Here is a 21,757-nt window from a genome sequence, read left to right as displayed (position 1 = left end):
CGCCTCGATACCGAGGCGGTTGGACCTGCCAGCGCGGTTTAACGCTGCGCGGCGAGGTTACGCGCCTGGCCGACTGCGTTGTTCAGCGCAGCCATGGGCGGCGTCTTGCCGTCGAGCGCATCGGTCAACTGCGTGTTGAGCACGTTTTCGATGCGATCGTAATTGGCGATGCGGAACCCGCGGGCCTGCGGAGCAACCTGCTGGGCACGCAGCGCCGCCACGAGTTGCTGGGCGCCCGGAATCTTGTCATAGAACGAGACGTCGGAGGCCCGGAAGGCCGCTTCGGTCAGCGGCAGATACCCGGTGCGCTGATGCCATTCGGCCGCCACCACAGGCTTGGACAGCCAAGCCAGGAATTGCGCCGTGGCCTTTTCCTGCGAGGCCGGATTGCCCTCCAGCGCCCACAGTGCAGAACCGCTCACGAAGGGGCGGCCCGCCGTCTGGGTGACCTGGTCATAGTAGGGCAGCGGCGCCACGCCAAAGGACAGACCGCGCGTGTTGTTGAACGTGCCGAACGCCGACGATCCGGCCGTCAGCACGCCGCATTCGCCCTTGGCGAACTGCGCGTCAGGCTTGTTGTCGTTGGTGTAGGCGGTCAACAGCAGGGAACGCTTCCAGCTCACCATCAGCGCGATGTGCCGCATGTACAGCGTGTCGAACTGCATGGCCGGCGCCTGCTTGGCGGCTGCCAGGCCGTTGCTGTTGCTGGCATAGAGCTGATTGTTCATCGGCGCCAGGTTTTCCAGGTGCACCAGCACTTGGTTGCTGGAGGCGTAGGGGCAATCAATGTCGGCCACATCGCGCAGCTTGAGCAGTTCGCCCTGCAAGGCCGTCCAGGTATGGGCCGGCTGGTTCGGATTCAGGCCGGCCTTTTTGTAGAGGGCCGTGTTGTAGAACATCACCGGCACTTCGGCCATCCAGGGGAAGGCCAGCAGGCGGCCTTTGGCGTCACGCGTGAAGCTGGACGTGTTCGGCAGGAACCAGTTCAGGTCCTTGACCGGGTACTTGGCCAGCAATTGGTACATCGGCAGGATGGACTTGTGCTCGGCCACGACTTCCGGCGAGTGGTTGTCGGCCAACTGGATCAGATTGGGGCCTTTCTTGGCCTTGAGCGCAGCGGTGGTTTCCTGTTGCAGGGCCGCTTGCGAGGGGAAGTCGCGCAGCTTGACCTCCACCTCGTTCTGTTCTTTGTTGTATTGCTTGGCGAGTTTCTCGAACTCGGCCTTGTTGGCGCCCGACAGCGTATGCCAGACCTGGATCTGGACAGCGTCGGCATGCGCCACGCCTGCGGCCGCCATGGCCAAACCAAACACCCATGCGCGCCGGCTGGCGGTCATGGCACGGGCTACGCCCGTAAATTGCAGTTTCTTCATAGGTTCATAGACCAAGAAAAGGAAATTCCGGCTCCGGCCGGCGTCCACTCAACAGATCGGCCAGGGCCCGGCCCGAACCCACCCCCATCGTCCATCCCAGCGTGCCGTGTCCGGTATTCAAATACAGATTGGCAATGCGGGTACGGCCGATGAGTGGCACATTCGATGGAGTCGACGGACGCAGACCCGACCAATAACTGACACCCTGGAAATCGAGGGCATCAGGGAAAAGCTCACGCGCCAGGGTGGTCAGCGCGGCACAGCGGTTGGAGTTGAGCTCGCGGGAATATCCGGAAAGCTCAGCGGTGCCGGCCATGCGCAGGCGATTGCCCAGGCGCGAAAAAACAACTTTGTGGCTGCTATCCGTCAGACTGACCATCGGAGCAGCGGCCGGATTCAGTATAGGATAAGTCGCCGAATATCCCTTGGCGGGATACACATTGCAAGGAACCCCTAAGGGTCGTACCAATTGCGGGCTATAGCTGCCCATGGCCACGACGTAGGCATCGGCATCCACCCGGCCATAGCGCCCGTCGGGATGGATGATTTCCACGCCCAGGACCTGCCCGCCTTCACTCAACAAGCGCGTCACCCGCGTGCTGTAGAGAAACTCGACGCCGGCTGCCGCGCAGCGCTGCGCCAGACCCACGGTGAACAAATGCACGTCACCGCTTTCATCTTCGGGCGTGTAATCGCCACCGACGATATTGGCCCGCTGCGGCGCCAGCGCCGGCTCAATGGCAATCACTTCGTCGGCATTGACCACGCGGCGCTCGACGCCGAAATCGCGCATCAGGCCAGCGGCACGTTGTGACGTTTCGAACTCGTGCGGATCGCGATAGAAATTAAGGATGCCACGCTCGAGGTGGTCATACTGGATGCCCAGCTCGGCGCGCATGCCCTGCAGCGTCGAGCGGCTGTACTCCGCCATCCGCACCATGGCCCGGATATTGGGCGCCAGACGCGAGGGCAGGCATTCGCGCAGGAAAGCCAGCCCCCACATCCACTGCCGCCAGTCCAGTTGCGGCCGGAACAGCAGCGGCGCATCGTCCTTGAACATCCATTTGAGCAGCTTGAGCGGCGCCTGGGGATTGGCCCAGGGCTCGGCATAGGAAACCGAGATCTGTGAGCCGTTGGCCAGGCTGGTCTCCTGGGCAGGCCCGGTGGAGCGGTCGACGACCACGACGTCATGGCCAGCCTGCCTGAGCCACCAGGCGCTTGAAATTCCGATGATGCCGCTGCCCAAAACCGCTACTTTCATGCGCCATTCACTCCTGTGCGTCCCAACCCATCGCCGGCACGGAGGCCGCCGGTCAGGATCCAGCTTCGATACTGGTCGGGCAGTTTACTCTCGCCGCCTGCGGCCGCCTATATTTCAAAAAAAAGGGGTGGCATCCCGGCCGATCGCGGCACGGGAGGCTCCCCCTTTCCCAACTGCCTATATTAACGCTCAACCTTTGGCCAGATCGGCCTCCGAGGTAAACGCATCGGCATAGAACTCCTCCTCGGGCAACCCGCACTGCAGGCTGAACTCGCGCCGGGCAGCATCGACCATGGGAGGCGCGCCGCAGGCATAGACCTGATAGCCGGACATATCGGGGATGTCCTGCATCACGGCCTCGTGCACAAACCCCTCCCGGCCCGTCCAGGCATCCTCTTGCAAGGCATTGGAGACGACGGGGATGAAGCGGAACTCGGGCAGGCTGGCTGCCCAGGATGCGGCGAGTTCGCTCAGATAGAGGTCGCGCGGCCGGCGCCCGCCCCAGTACAGCGCGACGGGCCGGCGGATGTCCTGGTGCGCCATGTGCTCGACGATGGCCTTGACCGGTGCGAAGCCGGTGCCGCTGGCCAGCAGCACGATGGGCTTGTCGGAATCCTCGCGCAGGAAAAACGAGCCGAACGGGCCTTCCATGCGCAGAATTTCGCGTTCTTTCATCTGCGTGGCGGCCGCGCCGAACACATGATCGGTAAAAACGCCGCCAGGCATATGACGGATGTGCAGCTCCAGGGGGCTGCCCTTGTGCGGCGCGCCGGCCATCGAATAGCTGCGCCGCCGGCCATCTTTCAGGATGAGTTCGATGTACTGCCCGGCGTAATAGCGGAACTGCTCCGACGCCGGCAATTGCAGCTTGATCTCCATCACATCCGGCGCCAGCAGCGTGAGCGTCTGCACGCGCGTGGGCATTTTGCGAATCTGAATGTCGCCGGCCAGACGGACCTCGGTGGACTCGATCACCAGGTCGGTTTGCGGTCTGGCCTGACAGAACAGCGTGTACCCTTCGGCCAGTTGCTCGGGCGACAGGACTTGCGCCGGCGTGTTGCCCGCGTCGAACTCGCCCGTCACCACCTTGCCCTTGCAGGTCGAGCAAGCGCCGGTGCGACAGCTGTAAGGCAACACAATGCCGGCGGCCAGTGCCGCATCGAGCACCGTCTGGCCAGGCTCGGCCGGAAATTGATGCTGGCTGGGTTGGATGGTGACCTGAAAGCTCATAAGGAATACGAATCGATGGAGGAGTGAAGCGGGCGCCTCCGGGGCGCCCGCGATATCAATCAGTCAGGAAACTTGCGGATTTCCTTGACGCGGTTGCCGTCGTCGACCAGCACCACCGTCGGCTTATGGCGGGCCGAGTCCTCTTCGGACATGGGGCCATAGGTGCAGATGATCATCAGGTCGCCCACCTGGGCGCGCCGCGCCGCGGCGCCGTTGAGCGAAATGGCGCCACTGCCGCGAGCCGCTTTGATGATGTAGGTATCGAAACGCTCGCCGTTGGTGACGTTGTAAAGCTCGATGCGCTCGAACTCGCGCATGCCGGCGGCGTCAAGGAGATCTTCATCGATGCCACAAGACCCTTCGTAATGGAGGTCGGCTTCGGTGACCGTGACGCGGTGCAGCTTTGCACGCAGCATAATGCGTTGCATAAAAATATTCCTGGGTATGCGGACCGGGCCGCGAGTGTTGCCATGCCGCCCGAAGGCGGCTGCCATGGGCACAGGGAGTTCCGGCTGGCTCCCGGCCGGCGGGTATTTTATAATCTTTGGGCTTTGGGACGACCCGAAGCCCGAGTCACATCCGGGGACGGCCCCCTGGGCGGCCCACCGCGCGCCAGCCCAGCTTTCGGGAGCATCAGCATGACCTGGATCATTCTCATCTTTGCCGGCCTCTTCGAAGTCGTTTGGGCGGTGGGTCTTAAGTACACCCACGGTTTTAGCCGCCTTGGCCCCTCCATCATTACCGTAGCCGGCATGCTCGTGAGCTTCTGGCTCCTGGCCACAGCCATGAAAACCCTGCCCCTGGGCACGGCCTACGCCGTCTGGGTGGGCATCGGCACCATCGGCGCCTTCGTGGCCGGCATCGTGCTTTTCGGTGAGGCCTTGAACGGCCTGCGCGTGGTCAGCGTGCTGCTCATCGTGGCCGGCCTGATCGGCCTGAAACTGGCCAGCGGCTGAACCCTCAGAAATTCAGTTCGATTTCGGCGCTATCGCCCACCCGCAGCGTCGTCTCGGCCAGGACGTCCACGATGCCGTTCTGCCCGAAGACCACGCCGATCTCCAGGTTGCGATAGCCCGCCAGCGTCAGGCCCGGCTCCTGGTTGGCGACAGCGGTCGCCTGGTCGACATCCGGAATGCTGCACCGGGTGCATGGTTTGACCAGCGCCACGCGCAGATGGCCAAAGTCCACCGTAACGGTAAGGTCTTCGTCAAAGGCCGCCCAGTCCTCGCCCTCGAGGACGATATTGGGCCGGAAGCGATCCATGGGCACGGCGGCGACACCCTTGGCGGCCAGACGCTGGTTCAAGTCGTCCAGCGAGGCCTGGTTGGTCACCAGCAGCGGAAACCCATCCGCGAACCCGAAAAAATGGTCGCCGTCGAAGACGTCGGCCGCCTCCGGGTGGCGCTCGCGCCAACCCTGCACCCACTCCTGACGCGCGGGCCGGCTGGCATGCGCGTCGACCTTCATGAGCCGGCAGGGCTCACCCAGAAAGCGGCTCAGCCAGTCGGCCAGCGCCGCGCTTTCGGCGCGTGCGGGAATGGTGTCGCGCCACACGGTCACGCTCTCGATCGATTCGGCCAACTGGCTGCCGTCCAATGCCACTTCGATGTCGTCCATATCCGGCGCGCTCAGATGCAGGGCCGATTCGGTCAGCGCCGTATGGATCAGGGTCATGCGCGGCCATTGGCGTTGCGTCATGAACTGACCCGACTCGGTCACGATCAGCCAGCGGCGATCATGCGCCAGACCGGCTCGCCCCACCTGGCTATGCGCCAGATCGATGCCGTGGCAGGACTTGATGGGATAGATATGCAGGCTGCGAACAGTGAGCGACATGATGGCTGGCGGACCGGCGAAGGGACCGCGCAAGCATAGCAGAGCGCCATGGAGCCAGAGCGCGCCTATCCTTGGTGCCACGACGTGCCGCAAGCCGGATAGCCCGGGCGTGCAAACAGGCAAAAAAATGGTTCATTGAGCATTACCGGGGAAGGCGGCGCGGATTTTGAGGAAGAAGTATTCCTGGTCTCGGTACCCGTAGGCGCGCCGCTTAATGGCCTTGATGGTGTTGTTGATGCCCTCAACGATGCTGGTGTTTAGTCGATGTCGGCATCTGGCCAGGATGCCATGCAGATAGCCTTTCAGACGCTGAGCGAAGGTGTTCAAGGGGGCTATACCGCTTTGCTCGGCCTGCTCGCACCAGTGGTGCCAGGCTTGTTTTGCCCAGGCAGGTCTTCGGTAGAACCAGAGCCGCTTGAGTTCGTCCCTCAGAACATAGACCGTCAGCAGCGGCTGGTTGGCTTGCAGCAATTCGTCGAGCCGGACGGCCTGCTGCCGGTCTAGCTTGTCGCGGTTGCGCAATAGCAGCCAGCGGCTCGATTTGATGACCCGACGCGCGGGACGGTCCTGGCGCAGTTGGTTGGCCTGATCCACGCGCACCCGATCAATGACCTCTCGTCCGTACTTGGCCACGACATGGAACAAGTCATAGACGATCTCCGCCTGTGGGCAGTGGGCCTGGATTTCCAACTCGTAGGCCGTAGTCATGTCGATGGCAACGGCCTTGATGCGTTGGGCCACCCCACGCGGCAATTGCTCGAAGAACGCCCGAGCCGTCTCGCGTGAGCGTCCTGGGCCGATCCACAGCACCTGCCTGCTGATCGGATCGACGACTACTGTCGCGTACCGATGCCCTTTATGCAGGGCGAACTCGTCCATCGCTAAATACTCGATCCTGGACCAATCCGGCTCGCGCATTGACGCTCGGAGCCGGGCCTTGTCCAGCGCCTTGACGGAGTGCCAACCCAGTTCGAAGAACCTTGCCACCGCCTGCACGTTGCTTGATTGCAGCAATTGGCTGCAGGCCGCCGCAAGCCGATCCGTCACCCGTTGGTAGCGACCCAGCCAAGAAAGCCGCTCCAAGCGCGGGCCACCGCATCGCTCACACAACAGGCGCCGGCGTGGCACGTGAAGAACAACCCGGTACTCAAATAGCGGCAGATCTCGCACCCGTCGCACCGTGGTCTCATGGACCTGGCGACATCGTGCGCCGCACTGCTCGCACAGCATCACCTTGGCGGTTGGCTTCAAATAGATCGACAGCGTGCGTCCTGCGCCCTCGGGCCACTCCACGCGTTCAACGGCATAGCCTTGCCAGCCTCCCAACGTCTCCAGCAGCTTGCGATCCAGCATCTCCACGCACTCCTGATGGCAAATTCCTGCCATTAAGAGTACGAAAACTTGCCAAATCCCTCCACGCTATTGCGCGATGAACCAAAAAAATCCCCGGCGCGATGCGCCGGGGTCAATGTCGCCGGGGGCCCTCACACCCACGGCGCCTAGCTCAACGCTCGACCAGCTTGAGCGCGTCCAACGGCGTTACGGCCTTGAAGGCCTTGCGCGTGGCAATGTGCTCGGGACGCGGATCCAACCCATATTTGGGCGCGACAAGCGTGTTTTCCATGCTGTTGTAGACCATGAACACATTGGAACGCGGCCACGGGGAGATGTTGCTGTTCGAACCGTGCATGGTGTTGCAGTCGAAAAACACCACCGAGCCCGCCGGCGCCATCATGGTGCTCACGCCGCCCTGCTCGGCCAGCAGTTGCAGGCTGACCGGGTCGGGCACGCCATATTCCTGCTTTTTGAGCGAGTGCTTGTAGTGCTCTCGCGGCGTCTGGCCCACGCAAGAAATGAACTGGCGGTGCGAGCCCGGCACGAGCATCAGCGGGCCGTTGGTCGCGTTGTTATCCGACAGCAATACCGAGCAACTCAGCGCGCGCATGGAGGGCATACCGTCCTCGACGTGCCAGGTCTCGAAATCGGAGTGCCAGTAGAACTCCTTGCCCTTGAAGCCCGGCTTCATGTTGGCGCGCGACTGGTGGATATAGACCTCGGAACCCAGGATCTGGCGCGCCACATTCGCCACGCGCGGGTCGCGCGACAGGCGGGCCAGAATGGGACTGAGCACGTGCACCATGAAGACCGACCGCACGGCATTGCTGCCCGGTTCGGTGATGGCTTCCTCGCGGCGCACGATGGCGGGGTCGCGCGTCATGCGCTCGACCTCGGCCAGCAACGCGGCCACCTCTTCGGCCGAAAAAAGATTCTCGAGAAGCAGAAAACCATTGTTCTCGTAGGACTGCACTTGCTCGGCGCTCAAGGCGTCGGCGTAAGCGCCGTCGCCATAAACGACCGGGTCCTGGCGTGCAATGATGGCCGCGGCACGGTCAGTCCGCGACGCGTACGGGTCCTGCGCAGTGGATATCATCATCAGCCTCCTGTCATCAGGCCGCTTCGGCCTGGGGCAGCGCATAGACACCGTCGGCGTCGTGCACTTCCTGGCCGGTCAGCGGCGGGTTGAACACGCAGATCACGCGCAGCGGCTCCTTGCCGCCGCACAGCCAGTGTTCGTCATGCTCGTCCAGGGCGTAGACCACGCCCGGCCCGAGGTCGTAGCGCTTACCGTCGGCGATCGTCTCGATCGAGCCGTCGCCTTCGATGCACCACACCGCTTCGAGATGGTTCTTGTAGTGAATATGGGTACGCGTGCCCGGGAAGATGGTGGTTTCGTGGAAAGAGAAACCCATGTTGTCCTTCTTGAGCAGCACGCGGCGGCTCATCCAGGTGTCGGTGCGCACTTCGTCGGGGGTTCCGATGACATCTTTGACGTTGCGAACGATCATTAGCGCTTACCTCCAAATTTGAGAACACGGGCCGAGGACTGTTTCTGTCCCAGGGCTTCGGCGACGCTGGCTTCAATGACGTCCAGGCCGCGGGCGAGGAGTTCATCCTCGATGGTCAGGGCGGGCAGAATCTTGAGCACTTCGTCGTGCGCGCCCGAGGTCTCGATCACCACGCCGCGCTCGAAGGCCTTGCGGGCAATCTCATTGGCCAGCTCGGGAGTGGTGGTGGCGACCAGGCCTTGGATCAGGCCACGGCCGCGCACGGCCAGACCGGCGTTCGGGTAGCTGTGCGCCAGGTTCTCCAGCCAGTCGCGCACCACGCGCTCCTTGCGCTGCACTTCGGTGGAGAAGGCATCGCTGGCCCAATAGCTGTCCAAGGCCTGGGCGGCGGTGACGAAAGCCAGGTTGTTGCCGCGGAACGTGCCGCTGTGCGCGCCCGGCTTCCAGATGTCCAACTCCGGCTTCATCAGTACCAGGGACATGGGCAGGCCGAACCCGGACAACGACTTCGACAGCGTGATGATGTCCGGACGGATGCCGGCCGACTCAAAACTGAAGAAGCTGCCGGTACGGCCGCAACCGACCTGGATGTCATCGACGATGAGCAGCATGTCGTGACGGCGGCAGAGTTTTTCCAGCTCTTTGAGCCAGCGCAGCGTGGCAACGTTGACGCCACCCTCGCCCTGCACCGTCTCGACGATCACGCCGGCCGGCTTGTCCATACCGCTGCTGGGGTCATCCAGCATGCGTTCCAGATAAGCAATGGTGTCGACATCCGGGCCGAAATAGCCGTCATACGGCATGAAGGTCGTATTGCCCAGGCCATAACCGGCCGCGTCGCGGAACTTCATGTTTGCCGTGGCCGCGAGCGAGCCGCCGCTCACACCGTGAAAGCCATGCGTGAAGGAAATGATATTGGAACGACCCTTGACCTGACGCGCGATCTTCAGCGCCGCCTCCACCGCATTGGTGCCGGTGGGGCCGGTGAATTGCAGGGTGTACTTCCAATTGCGAGGCTTGAGCAGCACGCGCTCGAAAGTCTCCAGAAAGCGCTTTTTGGCGCTGGTGGCCATGTCCAGGCCGTGCACCACGCCATCGGCGGCGAGATACTCCAGCAGTTTTTCCTTGAAGACGGGGTTGTTGTGGCCATAGTTCAGCGTACCTGCGCCACTGAAGAAGTCGATGTACTCACGACCTTCTTCATCGATCAGCAAAGACCCGCGAGCCTGGCTGAATATCACCGGAAAGGACCGAATGTAGCCACGCACTTCAGACTCCATACGATCAAAAATCTTCAAATCCATGTGATCCTCCCTATCTGTAGTTGAGGGACGACAAGCCCCAGGCCGCCCCCTTGCGGGACCAGCTGGACTGACATCCTGAGGTGTTGCAGGACCGCGCGGCCCCTGCCCGGCTAAGGGCTAGTGGGACACTGGTGCAAACGGGCCTATCTTCAACAACATCTCGTCATCGTGATCCGCACCGCCGAAGGTCTGCCGATCGAAATACGGCTGTTCGGAGATGTGGGCGCCCAATTCGGCGGCCAAGCCGGCGAAGGTACGGCGCGAGGCGTGGTTATCCGGCCCCACTGTGGTTTCGAGATGGCGAACCTGACTGAGCGCATCGCGTCGCAGCAATGCGTTCAGCATGGCGCGGGCCAGTTTCTGGCCCCGCGCTCTTTCGTGCACCGCCACCTGCCAGACGAACAGGACGTCGGGCCGGGTCGGCGGCTGATATGCGGAGATGAACCCATCGATGCTTCCCCCCGCGCTCTCGGCGAGAACGCAGGTTGCGCTGTGGTGCTCGCACAGCAGCAGATAGGCATATAAAGAATTGAGATCCAGCGGGGGGCAATCGGCGACCAGCCGGTGGATGGCGGAGCCATCGATCAGGCGCGGGGCCCGCAGCAGATGGCTCTGGGTGTGACGGGCCGCGCCGGGCGCGGCCGAATGAAGAGCAGAAGTGGAGAGTGTCTGTGTGTCTATATTTCTCATACAACCAACCCCGATTCCGGCGGCGCTCCCCCCGTCGGAACCTCGAGGATGGGTGAGGCAGGATCACCATGGGCTTCGGCCGCATGTCCCTCCTCTTCCATCAAGGCCACGATGCGCTCGAGCGAGAGCGTGATCGTGGCCTGCTCCAGTTCGGGCAGCGCGTTGAGGGCATCCGCCAAATGCTTCTGCAAGGGCGAAGGCGCCTGGGACGCCAGCTCGCGGCCGGCGTCGGTGGCAGTGACAAACACGATACGGCGATCCTCCCGGCCGCGCTCGCGGCGGATAAAACCCTTGTCCTCGAGACGATCCAGGATGCCGACCACGGTGCTCGGGCTGACGTGGATCTCCCGGCTGATGGCCGTGGCCGTCATCGGGCCGTTGGCAATCACCGTGCGCAGGCACATGAGCTGCGGCGCCGTGATGTGGCTGACCGCGGCGAGCTGGCGCGAATGCAGGGCGATCGAACGCGTGATGCGGCGCAGGGCACGCAAGATGCGCAGGTCGTACTGCTGTGAGGGTTCCGTCGTGTTGACGCTGTTCATATTCATGATTCGAAAATTAATTTCTATACGAATGATATGGATCGATGTAATTCAAGTCAAACCAAAATTCCGTGCACGATGTAATTAAATGAACACCGATATCGCGAAGATGACAAAAATTACCGTTAAGTCAGGGGCTTGGCGGGCTTCATCCAAATAAATGGGGACGCCTTTATTAGCGATTTCCCCAGGTAAAAAAAACGTATGTTTTTTATTTTTTCTGGCCCTATCATTTGTTTTTTCCTGTGAGAACCGATGTTGCCCGCTGAGCTGATGACCACCCTGCGCGCCCGGATCGAGCACCTGCCTGCCGAGTTGCAGCGCGCCGCGCGCTGGGCCCTGGCGCATCCGGCCGAGGTCAGCCTGTGGTCCATGCGCCGCCAGGCACAGAGTGTCGGGGTGGCGCCCGCGACGATGCTACGCCTGGCCCGCGCGGCCGGCTATGAAAGTTATGGGGCGTTTCGCAAGCCCTTCCAGCAATCGCTGACGCAGCGCGCGCAAACAGGCCTGTACGAACGCGCCGCCACCCTGCAAGCCGACCCTGCCCGGGCCGGTCAGGCCGCCCTCACCCATGATCAAACCCGCGCCCTGGCCTCGATCGGCCGCGTCAATGCGCCGGACAGCTTCGATGCTGCTGCCCGGACCCTGCTGGCCGCCGCGCAGGTGGGGTTTCTGGGCACGCGCTCGGCCTTTGGCATTGCCTACCAGATGCGTTATGCCTTCCAGTTGCTCCGCCGCAATGGCGTCCTCATCGACGGCCTGGGCGGGACGGCCGCCGAAGACGCCGACGCGCTGCAGGCCGGCGACGCCCTGGTGGTCATTTCTCAGGCTCCCTACGCCTCGGCCTCCATCGCGCTGACACGCCAGGCCTTGGCGCGCGGCGTGCATGTCGTCGCGCTCACCGATCACCCGCTCGCTCCCGTGGCCGTCGGCGCGCGGCATACCTTGCATTTCACCGCGGATGACCGGCAGGCCGGCGCGTGCCCGACGCAACAAGGACCGGGTTCTTTTTTCCACACGACGGCCGGCCTGCTGGGCCTGGCCGAACACGTCATCGCGCGGCTGGCCACCCTGGCCGGCCCGGCCGCCCTCGAGCGCCTGGCGCATATCGAGGCTCGCCTGGCCGAAGACGAGGTCTATTGGACGCCATCGCGCCGCGTGGCGCCAACCTGAACGCTTGACGCTCTGCCCCCCCACCCTGGAGCCCTACCATGAGCAATACCCACATCCTGCACCGTTCATTGCGTCAGACTCCGCCAGTGGCCACGCACGGCTCGGGCGTTTGGATTCAGGACAGCGCCGGCCGCTCCTATATTGACGGCTCGGGTGGCGCAGCGGTGTCCTGCCTGGGGCACAACCACCCGGATGTGCTGGCCGCCATGCATGCGCAAATCGATGCCATCTCCTACGCCCACACAAGCTTCTTCACCACCGAGGTCGCGGAGCGGCTGGCCGATCGGCTGGTGGCCGATGCCCCAGCGGGCACCAGCCACGTTTATTTTGTATCCGGCGGCTCCGAGGCCATCGAAGCCGCCCTGAAGATGGCGCGCCAGTATTTCGTGGAAATCGGTCAGCCGCAGCGCCGTCATATCGTGGCGCGCCGGCAGAGTTATCACGGCAACACGCTGGGGGCCCTGGCCGTGGGCGGCAACGCCTGGCGCCGGGCGCAGTTCGCCCCCCTCCTGATCGAGGTCAGCCACGTCTCGCCCTGCTATGCCTACCGTGACCAACTGCCTGGCGAAAGCGACGACCAGTACACCGACCGGCTCGCCGCCGAACTGGAACAAACCTTCCAGTCCTTGGGCCCCTCCAGCGTCCTGGCCTTCGTGGCCGAACCCGTGGTGGGCGCCACGGCGGGCGCGGTGCCTGCCGTGGCCGGCTACTTTCGCAAAATGCGCGCAGTCTGCGACCGCCACGGCGTGCTCCTCATCGCCGACGAGGTCATGTGCGGCATGGGCCGCACGGGCACCTTGTATGCCGTCGAACAAGAAGGCGTCACCCCTGATCTCATCACCATCGCCAAAGGCCTGGGCGGCGGCTTTCAACCGATTGGCGCGGTGATGGTCCAGCGCCACATTGTCGAGGCCATGCGCGCGGGCAGCGGTTTTTTCCAGCATGGGCACACGTATCTGGGCCATGCGGTCGCCTGCGCCGCAGCGCTGGCTGTGCAGGAAGTCATCCGGCGTGATCACTTGCTGATGCGCGTGCGCGAACAGGGAGAGGGGCTGATGCAGCGCCTGCATGCCGCATTGGGCGGACACCCGCATGTCGGCGACATCCGGGGCCGGGGGCTGTTTCTCGGCGTGGAGCTGGTCGCCGACCGCGGCAGCAAGGCGGTGTTCGATCCCGCGCTGAGCCTGCACGCGAAGGTCAAGCGGGAGGCCATGGCGCGCGGCCTGATGGTCTACCCCATGGGCGGGACCATCGACGGCCGACAGGGCGACCACATCCTGATCGCGCCGCCCTTCATCATCAGCGACGACGAACTCGACCAATTGACGGCGCGGCTGCATGGCGCCATCGATGCCGCCATCGCGGGATGAGCTTGCCGCCGGGCCAGCGGCCCGGCCACCTCGGAGCGCCCCCTCAGGGTGACAAACGCCAGGCGGGCTTGCGCCACAGGGTGATGGCCCGCAAAAGCCATTCCGCCGGGCCATAGGCGTGGTGCCGCAGCCACCAGCCCGACAAAGGCAGCTCGAGCGCAAACACCGCGAGCGCCAGACCCGCCACGGTCGCCGGCGACACCTGGCCCACCCATCCCAAACCCCAGGCGGTGAAGAACCAGGCGCCGGCCAATGACTGCAGAAGGTAGTTGGACAAGGCCATTTTTCCGGCCGCGGCGAACGCCCTCTGCAAAGCCGGCCAACGGCGACAGGCCAGAAGAAAGAGCGCGCCATATCCCAGCGCCAGCAAGGGCGCAGTAAAAAGCCCCAGCCCCAGACCCGCCAGACTCCAGACCGGCGCCCAGGGAGGCTGGGCACTCAGCGCGTACAAGGTGGCGCCGGCCAGCCCGAGCGGCAGCGCCAGCCAGGCCAGCGCTCGCAGCACGGCCGCGCCCGGCTGCACCAGCCCCTGCCGCCGGGCCACCGCCAGGCCGGCCAGAAACATCGCCAGCACATTCGGCCCCTGGACGTAGAAGATCGTCCGCCACACATCCGCCGTCAGATCACGCCAGTGCTGCGCGATCACCTGCGCCACATCCGCCCGATACGCCGCCGTCGCGGCCTGGATGTCCGCAGCCTGCGACGCGAGCATGTCGTCGGGCCAGGGCTGCCCCAGGGTCAGCAGCCCGACCGCCAGCCAGAACCCCGCGCCCAGTGCGACGAGGCCGAGCGCCGTCCACAAGGCACGGCGCGCGCTCCAATTGCGCCACCACAACAACAGCCAGCCCAGGCAGCCGTAGGCCAGCAGAATATCGCCCTGATACAGCAAGACCGCGTGCAGCAGGCCCAGCAGCATCAAGCCGGCGTAACGTCGTTGCAGCCGCGGCACGGGGTCATCCCCGGTTTGCTGCGCTCCGTCGATTTGCAGGACGAAGCTGTAGCCAAAGAGAAAGGAAAACAGCAGATAGAACTTCGTCTCGAAGAGCAAGGCGATCACGCCCTGCACGAGCCGGTCCACGGGCCGGTCGAAAACCGGATCGACCAGACCGCTGCCCAGATAGGGCAAGGCAAATACCTGGAAATTGACCACGCCGATGCCCAGCAGCGCGAATCCGCGCAAGGCATCCAGCGACTGCAGACGGGAGGGCTTCATGGGGAGACGAAAAACGGGGGCCTGCCGGCCCCCGCGGGTTTACAGCACCGGAGACAGCAAAGGCTGCTTGGGCCGCACATCCAGGGCGCGCCCTTTGCGGGCGCGCTTGCCCACGTAGGGCGCCAGCGTCGCCCCGACCAGCACGTCCTCGGTGGGCTTGTTGCGATAGATGCCCGCGGCGCGCAGGCCGCCCGCGCCGATGGGCACGGCCTGATCCAGCTGATCGTTGGCGTCCAGCCCCATGAGAATGGTGCCGCGCCCGCCGCCGGAAAGGCTCTTGAGTTCGTCCAGGCCAAAAACCAGCAACTTGCCTTTGGCCGACAGCAAGGCCAACTGCCCGGCGCCTTCGAACAATGGCACGGGACGCAACAGCGCGTCGCCCTTGTCGAGCGTCACGAACTGCTTGCCGCCGCGTTGACGGCTACTCATGTCCGACAGCCGCGTCGCGAAACCATAGCCGCTGCGGGTAGCCAACAGCCAGCGGCTGTCGGCGGCGGCAGCGATGGTGTGCATGATGCGCGTGCCCGCTTCGAGGTCGATCATGGTGGTCACGGGCTGACCATCGCCACGCGCCGAAGGCAGGCTGGAGACGGCGACCGAATACACGCGCCCGTTGTCTCCCACGGCGATCAGCGTGTCGGTGGTGCGGCACTCGAAAGCGCCGTACAGATCGTCGCCCTGCTTGAAACTGAACTGACCGGCGTCATGACCGTGCCCCTGGCGCGCGCGCAGCCATCCATTGCGCGAGACGATGACGGTCACCGGCTCATCGACCACCTTGGTCTCCAGCACGGCGCGCTCGGCGCTTTCGATCAGCGTGCGGCGGTCATCGCCGAATTGCTTGGCATCACTCTCGATTTCCTTGATGAGCGTGCGCTTGAGCGAGCCGGGATTGTCCAGCAGATCCTGCAGACGGACCTGCTCTTCCCGCTTGTCGGCGAGTTCCTGCTCGATCTTGAACCCCTCGAGCCGCGCCAGTTGGCGCAAACGCATCTCCAGGATGTCCTCGGCCTGGCGCTCGGTCAGCTTGAACCGGGCCATGAGCGCCTGGCGGGGCTCATCGGACTCGCGTATGGTCTGGATCACCTCGTCGACATTGAGGTAGACCACCATCCGGCCTTCGAGCACATGGATGCGGTCCAGCACCTTGTCGAGGCGGAAGCGCGTGCGGCGCAAGACGGTATCGGTGCGGAATGCCACCCATTCTTCGAGAATGTCGCGCAGGCCTTTCTGACGCGGCCGGCTGTCGGTGCCGATGCACACCAGATTGACCGGCACGTTGCTTTCCATGCTGGTCTGGGCGAGCAGGGTATTGACGAACTCATCGCGATCGACACGCGAGGTCTTCGGCTCGAACACCAGGCGCACCGCGGCATCCTTGCCGGACTCGTCGCGCACCGCATCGAGCAGCGCCAGCATCATGGCCTTGCTCTGCTGCTGTTCGGGCGTCAGGGCCTTTTTCCCGCTCTTGACCTTGGGATTGGTGAGCTCTTCGATCTCTTCGAGCACCTTCTGGCAGGAGGTGCCCGGCGGCAGCTCGTGCACGACCAACTGCCATTGTCCGCGCGCCATTTCCTCGAATTGCCAACGCGCCCGCGCCTTGAGCGATCCGCGCCCATTGGCATAGATCTGCGCGATGTCCGCCGCGGGCGTGATGATCTGGCCGCCCCCGGCGAAGTCGGGCCCGGGAATGATCTGCCGGAGTTCTTCGTCGGCCAGTTTGGGATTGCGGATCAAGGCCACGCAGGCCTGCGCCACTTCGCGCAGGTTGTGCGAGGGAATCTCCGTCGCCATGCCCACGGCAATGCCGGATGCGCCGTTGAGCAACATCACGGGCAGGCGGGCCGGCAGCATTTGCGGCTCCTGCTGGCTGCCATCATAGTTGGGGACGAAATCGACCGTCCCCTCGTCGAGCTCGTCGAGCAGCAGACGGGCGATCGGGGTCAGGCGCGCCTCGGTGTAGCGCATGGCCGCGGCATTGTCGCCATCGCGCGAACCGAAATTGCCGTGGCCGTCCACCAAGGGGTAGCGCAAGGAGAAGTCCTGCGCCATGCGGACCATGGCGTCATAGGCCGCCTGGTCGCCGTGCGGATGGTATTTACCCAGGACATCGCCCACCACCCGCGCGGATTTCACGGGTTTGGCGCCGCTGCCCAGTCCCATGGCCTGCATGGCGTACAGGATGCGGCGCTGCACCGGTTTCTGGCCATCGCCCACGTCGGGCAGCGCGCGGCCGCGCACGACCGAAACGGCGTAGTCGAGATAGGCCTGTTCAGCGTACAAGCCCAGCGTGATGGCGGCATCGTCGCCGCCGGACGGGGCGTCGAACAGCCCCGCTTGATTGCTGTCAGTCATGGTGTGTGTCGTATCAATGGCTCAAGACGGCGCGCGGCACATGGGCGCGCAGCTCCTCGCGCACGGCCTGCAGGTCTTGCTCGCTCTGACCGCGCTTGGGAATGATGACCCCTTGCGTGGGAGCGATGAAAAGAAAAAGATAGTCGGCGGTTTCCTCGACATCGCGCACCAGATCCCAGGGCAGGCTGCCGCTGGCGCGCTCGCCGGCGTCCGTCACGCCTTCGGGCCCGAAATCCAGCCGGTGCACGCCCAGGAAAGGGTTTTCCGGATCGCGGTTGAAGGCGCGGCGCACATTTTTGCGTGCCAGGGCCGGGATCACGCGTTCGAAGGCCAGGCTGAGCAAGACCAGCACGACGGCGGCCACGACCGCCGCCTGGAAAAAGGCCGGCATCGCCGCGCCCCAATCCATATGGCCTTCGGCGTCGCGGGTGCGCGACACCATCAGCAGCAACAGGCCGACGATCATCAGGCCGGCAAACCGCAAATGGCTGCGGATGCGCTTGCGTTTCAACTCGGGCCGCGTATGGGCGTGGGTAATGAATGCCTCGTAATCCTGGACCTGAAGGTCCACGGTCAGGCCTGCCTTGTCGAGCTCGCTCATCAGATATCCAGCTCCGCCAGATTGCCTTTCTCTTCGATCCAGGCGCGTCGTTGCGCCGATTCGCCCTTACCCATCAGCATGTCAAACATGCGCGTGGTGTCCGACGCCGACAGCTCGCCGTAGCCCACCGGCAGCAAGCGCCGGGTATCGGGATTCATGGTGGTTTCCCAGAGCTGCTCCGGGTTCATTTCGCCCAGGCCCTTGAAGCGGCTGACACTCCAGGCCCCTTCGCGTACCCCTTCCTTGCGCAGCTTGTCCTGAGCCGCCTCGAGCTCACCCTGGTCCAGACAATAGACCTTGCGCGCGGGCCGCTTGCCCTGCGCCGGCACGTCCAGGCGAAAGAGCGGCGGCCGGGCCACATAGACGTGCCCGGCTTCGACCAGACGCGGGAAATGCTTGAAAAAGAGCGTGAGCAACAGCACCTGGATGTGCGAGCCGTCCACATCGGCATCCGACAGGATGCAGACGCGGCCATAACGCAGGCCGGACAGATCCGGATCATCGCCCGGCCCATGCGGATCCACGCCGATGGCGACCGAAATATCGTGGATTTCGTTATTGGCGAACAGCCGGTCGCGGTCGACTTCCCAGGAGTTGAGCACCTTGCCGCGCAACGGCAGGATGGCCTGGAACTCTTTGTCGCGCCCCATTTTGGCCGACCCGCCGGCCGAATCACCCTCGACCAGAAACACTTCGGTGCGGCTGGCGTCGCTGGACTCGCAATCGGTCAGCTTGCCCGGCAACACGGCCACGCCCGAGCTCTTGCGCTTTTCCACCTTCTGAGCCGAGCGCGCGCGCGCCTGCGCCTGGCGGATCGCCAGTTCGGCGAGCTTTTTGCCGTACTCGACATTGCTATGCAGCCAGAGGTCCAGCGCGCCCTTGGCGAATCCGCCCACCAGCCGCACGGCATCCCGGCTGTTCAGACGCTCCTTGATCTGGCCCTGGAACTGCGGATCCAGCACCTTGGCCGACAGCACGAAGCTGGCGCGCGCAAAGACGTCTTCCGGCAAGAGTTTCACGCCCTTGGGCAGCAGGCTGTGCAGCTCGGCAAAACTCTTGACCGCGCCAAACAAGCCTTCGCGCAGGCCGGACTCATGCGTGCCGCCGGCCGGGGTCGGAATCAGATTGACGTAGGATTCGCGCACCACATTGCCGTCTTCCGCCCAGGCGACGACCCATTGCGCGCCCTCGCCCTCGGCAAAGCTCTCATGATCGGACCCGGCGTATTGTTCGCCCTCGAAGAACGGCACCATGAGCTCGGCGCCCGCCAGGGCCTCGGACAAGTAACCCCGCAGGCCATCCTGGTACTGCCAGGTCTTGCTATCGCCGGTCTTCTCGTTGACGAGCACCACCTTCACGCCGGACAGCAGCACCGCCTTGCTGCGCAGCAAGTGGGTCAGCTCGCCCATGGGAATGTTGGGGCTGTCGAAATACTTGGGATCCGGCCACACCCGCACGCGGGTGCCGGACTTCTTGCGGCCGCCCTCGGGATAAGGAGCCAGCGCTTCGATGACGTCCCCGCCGGCGAACACCAGGCGATGCACGCCGCCCTCGCGCCAGACCACGACCTCGAGCCGCTTGGCCAGCGCATTGGTGACGGACACGCCGACACCATGCAGACCGCCGGAAAACGCGTAGGCGCCGCCGCCCTGCTTGTCGAATTTGCCGCCTGCGTGCAAGCGGGTAAAAACCAGCTCCACGACAGGCGCGTGTTCTTCGGGATGCAGGCCGACGGGGATGCCCCGGCCGTCATCCTCGACGGAAATGCTGCCATCTGCGTGCAGCGTGACCTGAATTTGCTTGCCGTGGCCGGCCAATGCTTCGTCGGCCGCGTTGTCGATGACCTCCTGCACGATATGCAGGGGGTTCTCGGTACGGGTGTACATGCCCGGGCGCTGGCGCACAGGCTCCAACCCCTTCAGAACGCGGATCGACGCTTCGGTGTAACGTGGTGTGGCCAAGTTATCCCCAACATCTGTGGAAAAAAACCTACATTTTACGTACAAGCCCATATTTGGCGCGGCTTTTGGTGGGATGCGCACGCCCTGAGCAGGCTGGTATTCGGTAGGATGAACAAGACAGCGAGCCGCCCGGGCCGCTCGCGCCGCATCATCCTACACAAAACCGGCAAACCCTGTTGTTATCGACAGTGGTATGCTTTAATCCTTCCATCAAACAAGTAACAAAGGCCCCGGCCCGTTCCTGGCCCAAGGCCTCCGTCGGATATCCCCATCATGAGCGAGCAAATCAAGAACGTCAGCGACGCCAGCTTTGAAGGCGATGTGCTGAAGTCCAGCCAACCCGTGCTGGTCGACTACTGGGCTGCCTGGTGCGGCCCCTGCAAAATGATCGCCCCCATCCTGGAAGAAGTCGCCAGCGAATATGCCGGCCGCCTGACCGTGGCCAAGCTGAACGTCGACGAAAACCAGGGCACGGCCGCCAAGTACGGTATCCGCGGTATCCCGACCCTCATGCTCTTTAAGGACGGCCAGGCTGCCGCGACCAAGGTCGGCGCCCTGTCCAAATCCCAGCTAACCGCATTTCTGGACAACGCGTTGTAAACTACGCGCAGCGGACGGCGCGGCGCCCACGGCGGCGCGCCTAGAGTACCGCGCGAGCCCGTCCGAGGCTCGCCGCCAGATCCCATCTCATATCTCTCCCCCACATTCACCACGATGCACCTCAATGAACTGAAGGCGCTGCACGTGTCGCAGCTGCTGGAAATGGCCGCTGGCCTGGAAATCGAGAACGCCAACCGTCTGCGTAAGCAGGAGTTGATGTTCGCCATCATGAAGCGGCGCGCCAAGCAAGGCGAGCAGATCTTCGGCGACGGCGTCCTGGAAGTCCTGCCGGATGGTTTCGGTTTCCTGCGCTCGCCCGAGACGTCGTATCTGGCCAGCACTGACGACATCTATATCTCGCCGTCGCAGATCCGCCGCTTCAACCTGCACACCGGCGACTCGATCGAAGGCGAAGTGCGCACGCCCAAGGACGGCGAACGCTATTTCGCGCTGGTCAAGGTCGACAAGGTCAACAGCGTCACGCCTGAGACCATCAAGCACCGCATCATGTTCGAGAACCTGACGCCGCTGCACCCCAACCAGGTGATGCGTCTCGAGCGTGAAATCAAAAGCGAAGAAAACCTCACCGGCCGCATCCTGGATATCTTTGCCCCGATCGGCAAAGGCCAACGCGGCCTGATCGTCGCCCCGCCCAAGTCGGGCAAGACGGTGATGATGCAGCACATCGCGCATGCCATCACCACCAACTACCCGGATGCCGTCCTGATCGTCCTGCTGGTCGATGAGCGCCCCGAGGAAGTGACCGAAATGCAGCGCACCGTGCGCGGAGAAGTGGTCGCCTCCACCTTCGACGAACCTGCCACGCGTCACGTGCAGGTCGCCGAAATGGTGATCGAGAAGGCCAAGCGCCTGGTCGAAATGAAGAAGGACGTGGTCATCCTGCTGGACTCGATCACCCGTCTGGCCCGTGCCTACAACACCGTGGTGCCGGCCTCGGGCAAAGTGCTGACCGGTGGCGTGGACGCCAATGCCCTGCAGCGCCCCAAGCGTTTCTTCGGCGCGGCGCGCAACCTCGAGGAAGGCGGCTCGCTCACCATCCTGGGCACCGCGCTGATCGAAACCGGCAGCCGCATGGATGAAGTCATCTATGAAGAGTTCAAGGGCACGGGCAACTCCGAAGTGCATCTGGAGCGCCGCCTGGCCGAAAAGCGTGTCTACCCGGCCATCAACCTGAACAAGTCGGGCACCCGCCGCGAAGAGCTGCTGATCAAACCCGAACTGCTGCAGAAGGTTTGGGTACTGCGCAAGTTCATCCACGACATGGACGAAATCCAATCCATGGAATTCATCGTGGACAAGATGCGCGCGACCAAGACGAATGCCGAATTCTTCGACATGATGAAGAAGTAAGCATCCGGCGCTGCGCGCTGTGCCATACGCC

At 63.8% G+C, this 21,757-nt stretch carries 20 protein-coding genes; 5 read left to right on the top strand and 15 right to left on the bottom strand.

Annotated features, from left to right (window positions below):
* Window positions 1-38: 38 nt before the first annotated feature.
* From CAL22_RS05705 to panD, 4 genes are all read right to left on the bottom strand, one after another.
* Window positions 39-1,373, bottom strand: coding sequence for an extracellular solute-binding protein (locus CAL22_RS05705; protein WP_094811264.1), 1,335 nt, complete (start codon window positions 1,371-1,373; stop codon window positions 39-41).
* Window positions 1,374-1,377: 4 nt separating this feature from the next.
* Window positions 1,378-2,634 (bottom strand): D-amino acid dehydrogenase, encoded by a 1,257-nt coding sequence (locus CAL22_RS05700; protein WP_094811262.1) that lies wholly within the window; start codon window positions 2,632-2,634, stop codon window positions 1,378-1,380.
* 189 nt (window positions 2,635-2,823) lie between these two features.
* Window positions 2,824-3,864 carry a CDP-6-deoxy-delta-3,4-glucoseen reductase gene (locus tag CAL22_RS05695; RefSeq protein ID WP_094811260.1) on the bottom strand — a complete coding sequence of 347 codons (1,041 nt, stop codon included), beginning with the start codon at window positions 3,862-3,864 and terminating at the stop codon, window positions 2,824-2,826.
* Window positions 3,865-3,923: 59 nt separating this feature from the next.
* A complete protein-coding gene (panD, locus tag CAL22_RS05690; RefSeq protein ID WP_094811258.1) occupies window positions 3,924-4,292 on the bottom strand; it encodes an aspartate 1-decarboxylase in 369 nt (122 codons plus the stop codon).
* Window positions 4,293-4,502: 210 nt separating this feature from the next.
* Here panD and sugE point away from each other — a divergent pair, with 210 nt between their 5' ends.
* A complete protein-coding gene (gene sugE, locus CAL22_RS05685; RefSeq protein WP_094811256.1) occupies window positions 4,503-4,820 on the top strand; it encodes a quaternary ammonium compound efflux SMR transporter SugE in 318 nt (105 codons plus the stop codon).
* A gap of 4 nt (window positions 4,821-4,824) precedes the next feature.
* Here sugE and CAL22_RS05680 read toward each other — a convergent pair whose 3' ends face one another.
* The 7 genes from CAL22_RS05680 to CAL22_RS05650 form a co-directional block, all read right to left on the bottom strand.
* Window positions 4,825-5,700, bottom strand: a complete 876-nt coding sequence (locus CAL22_RS05680; RefSeq protein ID WP_094813457.1) for an MOSC domain-containing protein — start codon at window positions 5,698-5,700, stop codon at window positions 4,825-4,827.
* Window positions 5,701-5,832: 132 nt separating this feature from the next.
* Complete coding sequence (locus tag CAL22_RS05675) at window positions 5,833-7,053, bottom strand: ISL3 family transposase (protein WP_094811254.1); 1,221 nt, start codon at window positions 7,051-7,053, stop codon at window positions 5,833-5,835.
* A 151-nt stretch (window positions 7,054-7,204) separates the two neighbouring features.
* Window positions 7,205-8,131: an ectoine hydroxylase gene (thpD, locus tag CAL22_RS05670; RefSeq protein WP_094813455.1), complete on the bottom strand. Its 927-nt coding sequence runs from the start codon at window positions 8,129-8,131 to the stop codon at window positions 7,205-7,207.
* 16 nt (window positions 8,132-8,147) lie between these two features.
* Window positions 8,148-8,546 carry an ectoine synthase gene (locus CAL22_RS05665; protein ID WP_094811252.1) on the bottom strand — a complete coding sequence of 133 codons (399 nt, stop codon included), beginning with the start codon at window positions 8,544-8,546 and terminating at the stop codon, window positions 8,148-8,150.
* Window positions 8,546-9,850, bottom strand: coding sequence for a diaminobutyrate--2-oxoglutarate transaminase (gene ectB / locus CAL22_RS05660; protein ID WP_094811250.1), 1,305 nt, complete (start codon window positions 9,848-9,850; stop codon window positions 8,546-8,548). The genes CAL22_RS05665 and ectB overlap by 1 nt, the downstream gene beginning before the upstream one ends.
* Before the next feature lie 117 nt (window positions 9,851-9,967).
* On the bottom strand, window positions 9,968-10,540 hold the full coding sequence (gene ectA, locus CAL22_RS05655) for a diaminobutyrate acetyltransferase (RefSeq protein ID WP_094811248.1): 573 nt from the start codon (window positions 10,538-10,540) through the stop codon (window positions 9,968-9,970).
* Window positions 10,537-11,082 carry a MarR family winged helix-turn-helix transcriptional regulator gene (locus tag CAL22_RS05650; RefSeq protein ID WP_094811246.1) on the bottom strand — a complete coding sequence of 182 codons (546 nt, stop codon included), beginning with the start codon at window positions 11,080-11,082 and terminating at the stop codon, window positions 10,537-10,539. The genes ectA and CAL22_RS05650 overlap by 4 nt, the downstream gene beginning before the upstream one ends.
* 255 nt (window positions 11,083-11,337) lie before the next feature.
* Between CAL22_RS05650 and CAL22_RS05645 the strand changes: the two genes are divergently transcribed.
* Window positions 11,338-12,255, top strand: a complete 918-nt coding sequence (locus CAL22_RS05645; RefSeq protein WP_094811244.1) for a MurR/RpiR family transcriptional regulator — start codon at window positions 11,338-11,340, stop codon at window positions 12,253-12,255.
* 38 nt (window positions 12,256-12,293) lie between these two features.
* Complete coding sequence (locus CAL22_RS05640) at window positions 12,294-13,625, top strand: aspartate aminotransferase family protein (protein WP_094811242.1); 1,332 nt, start codon at window positions 12,294-12,296, stop codon at window positions 13,623-13,625.
* Window positions 13,626-13,668: 43 nt separating this feature from the next.
* Here CAL22_RS05640 and CAL22_RS05635 read toward each other — a convergent pair whose 3' ends face one another.
* Genes CAL22_RS05635 through parE form a run of 4 tightly spaced genes read right to left on the bottom strand, consistent with a single transcriptional unit; the run spans window position 13,669 to window position 19,806 of the window.
* Window positions 13,669-14,838: a DUF418 domain-containing protein gene (locus CAL22_RS05635; protein WP_094811240.1), complete on the bottom strand. Its 1,170-nt coding sequence runs from the start codon at window positions 14,836-14,838 to the stop codon at window positions 13,669-13,671.
* 39 nt (window positions 14,839-14,877) lie between these two features.
* Window positions 14,878-17,193: a DNA topoisomerase IV subunit A gene (gene parC / locus CAL22_RS05630; protein WP_094811238.1), complete on the bottom strand. Its 2,316-nt coding sequence runs from the start codon at window positions 17,191-17,193 to the stop codon at window positions 14,878-14,880.
* A 13-nt stretch (window positions 17,194-17,206) separates the two neighbouring features.
* Entirely contained in the window at window positions 17,207-17,794 is a 588-nt protein-coding gene (locus CAL22_RS05625) for a YcxB family protein (RefSeq protein ID WP_094811236.1), read from the bottom strand.
* Window positions 17,794-19,806, bottom strand: a complete 2,013-nt coding sequence (gene parE / locus CAL22_RS05620; protein WP_094811234.1) for a DNA topoisomerase IV subunit B — start codon at window positions 19,804-19,806, stop codon at window positions 17,794-17,796. The genes CAL22_RS05625 and parE overlap by 1 nt, the downstream gene beginning before the upstream one ends.
* 222 nt (window positions 19,807-20,028) lie before the next feature.
* On the opposite strand from parE, the gene trxA reads away from it, so the two are divergent.
* On the top strand, window positions 20,029-20,355 hold the full coding sequence (gene trxA, locus CAL22_RS05615) for a thioredoxin TrxA (protein ID WP_094811232.1): 327 nt from the start codon (window positions 20,029-20,031) through the stop codon (window positions 20,353-20,355).
* 114 nt (window positions 20,356-20,469) lie between these two features.
* On the top strand, window positions 20,470-21,726 hold the full coding sequence (gene rho / locus CAL22_RS05610) for a transcription termination factor Rho (RefSeq protein ID WP_094811230.1): 1,257 nt from the start codon (window positions 20,470-20,472) through the stop codon (window positions 21,724-21,726).
* Window positions 21,727-21,757 lie beyond the last annotated feature (31 nt).

The organism is Bordetella genomosp. 12 (assembly GCF_002261355.1).
Lineage (GTDB): Bacteria > Pseudomonadota > Gammaproteobacteria > Burkholderiales > Burkholderiaceae_B > Bordetella.
This window is presented reverse-complemented; position numbering and strand designations above follow the sequence as displayed.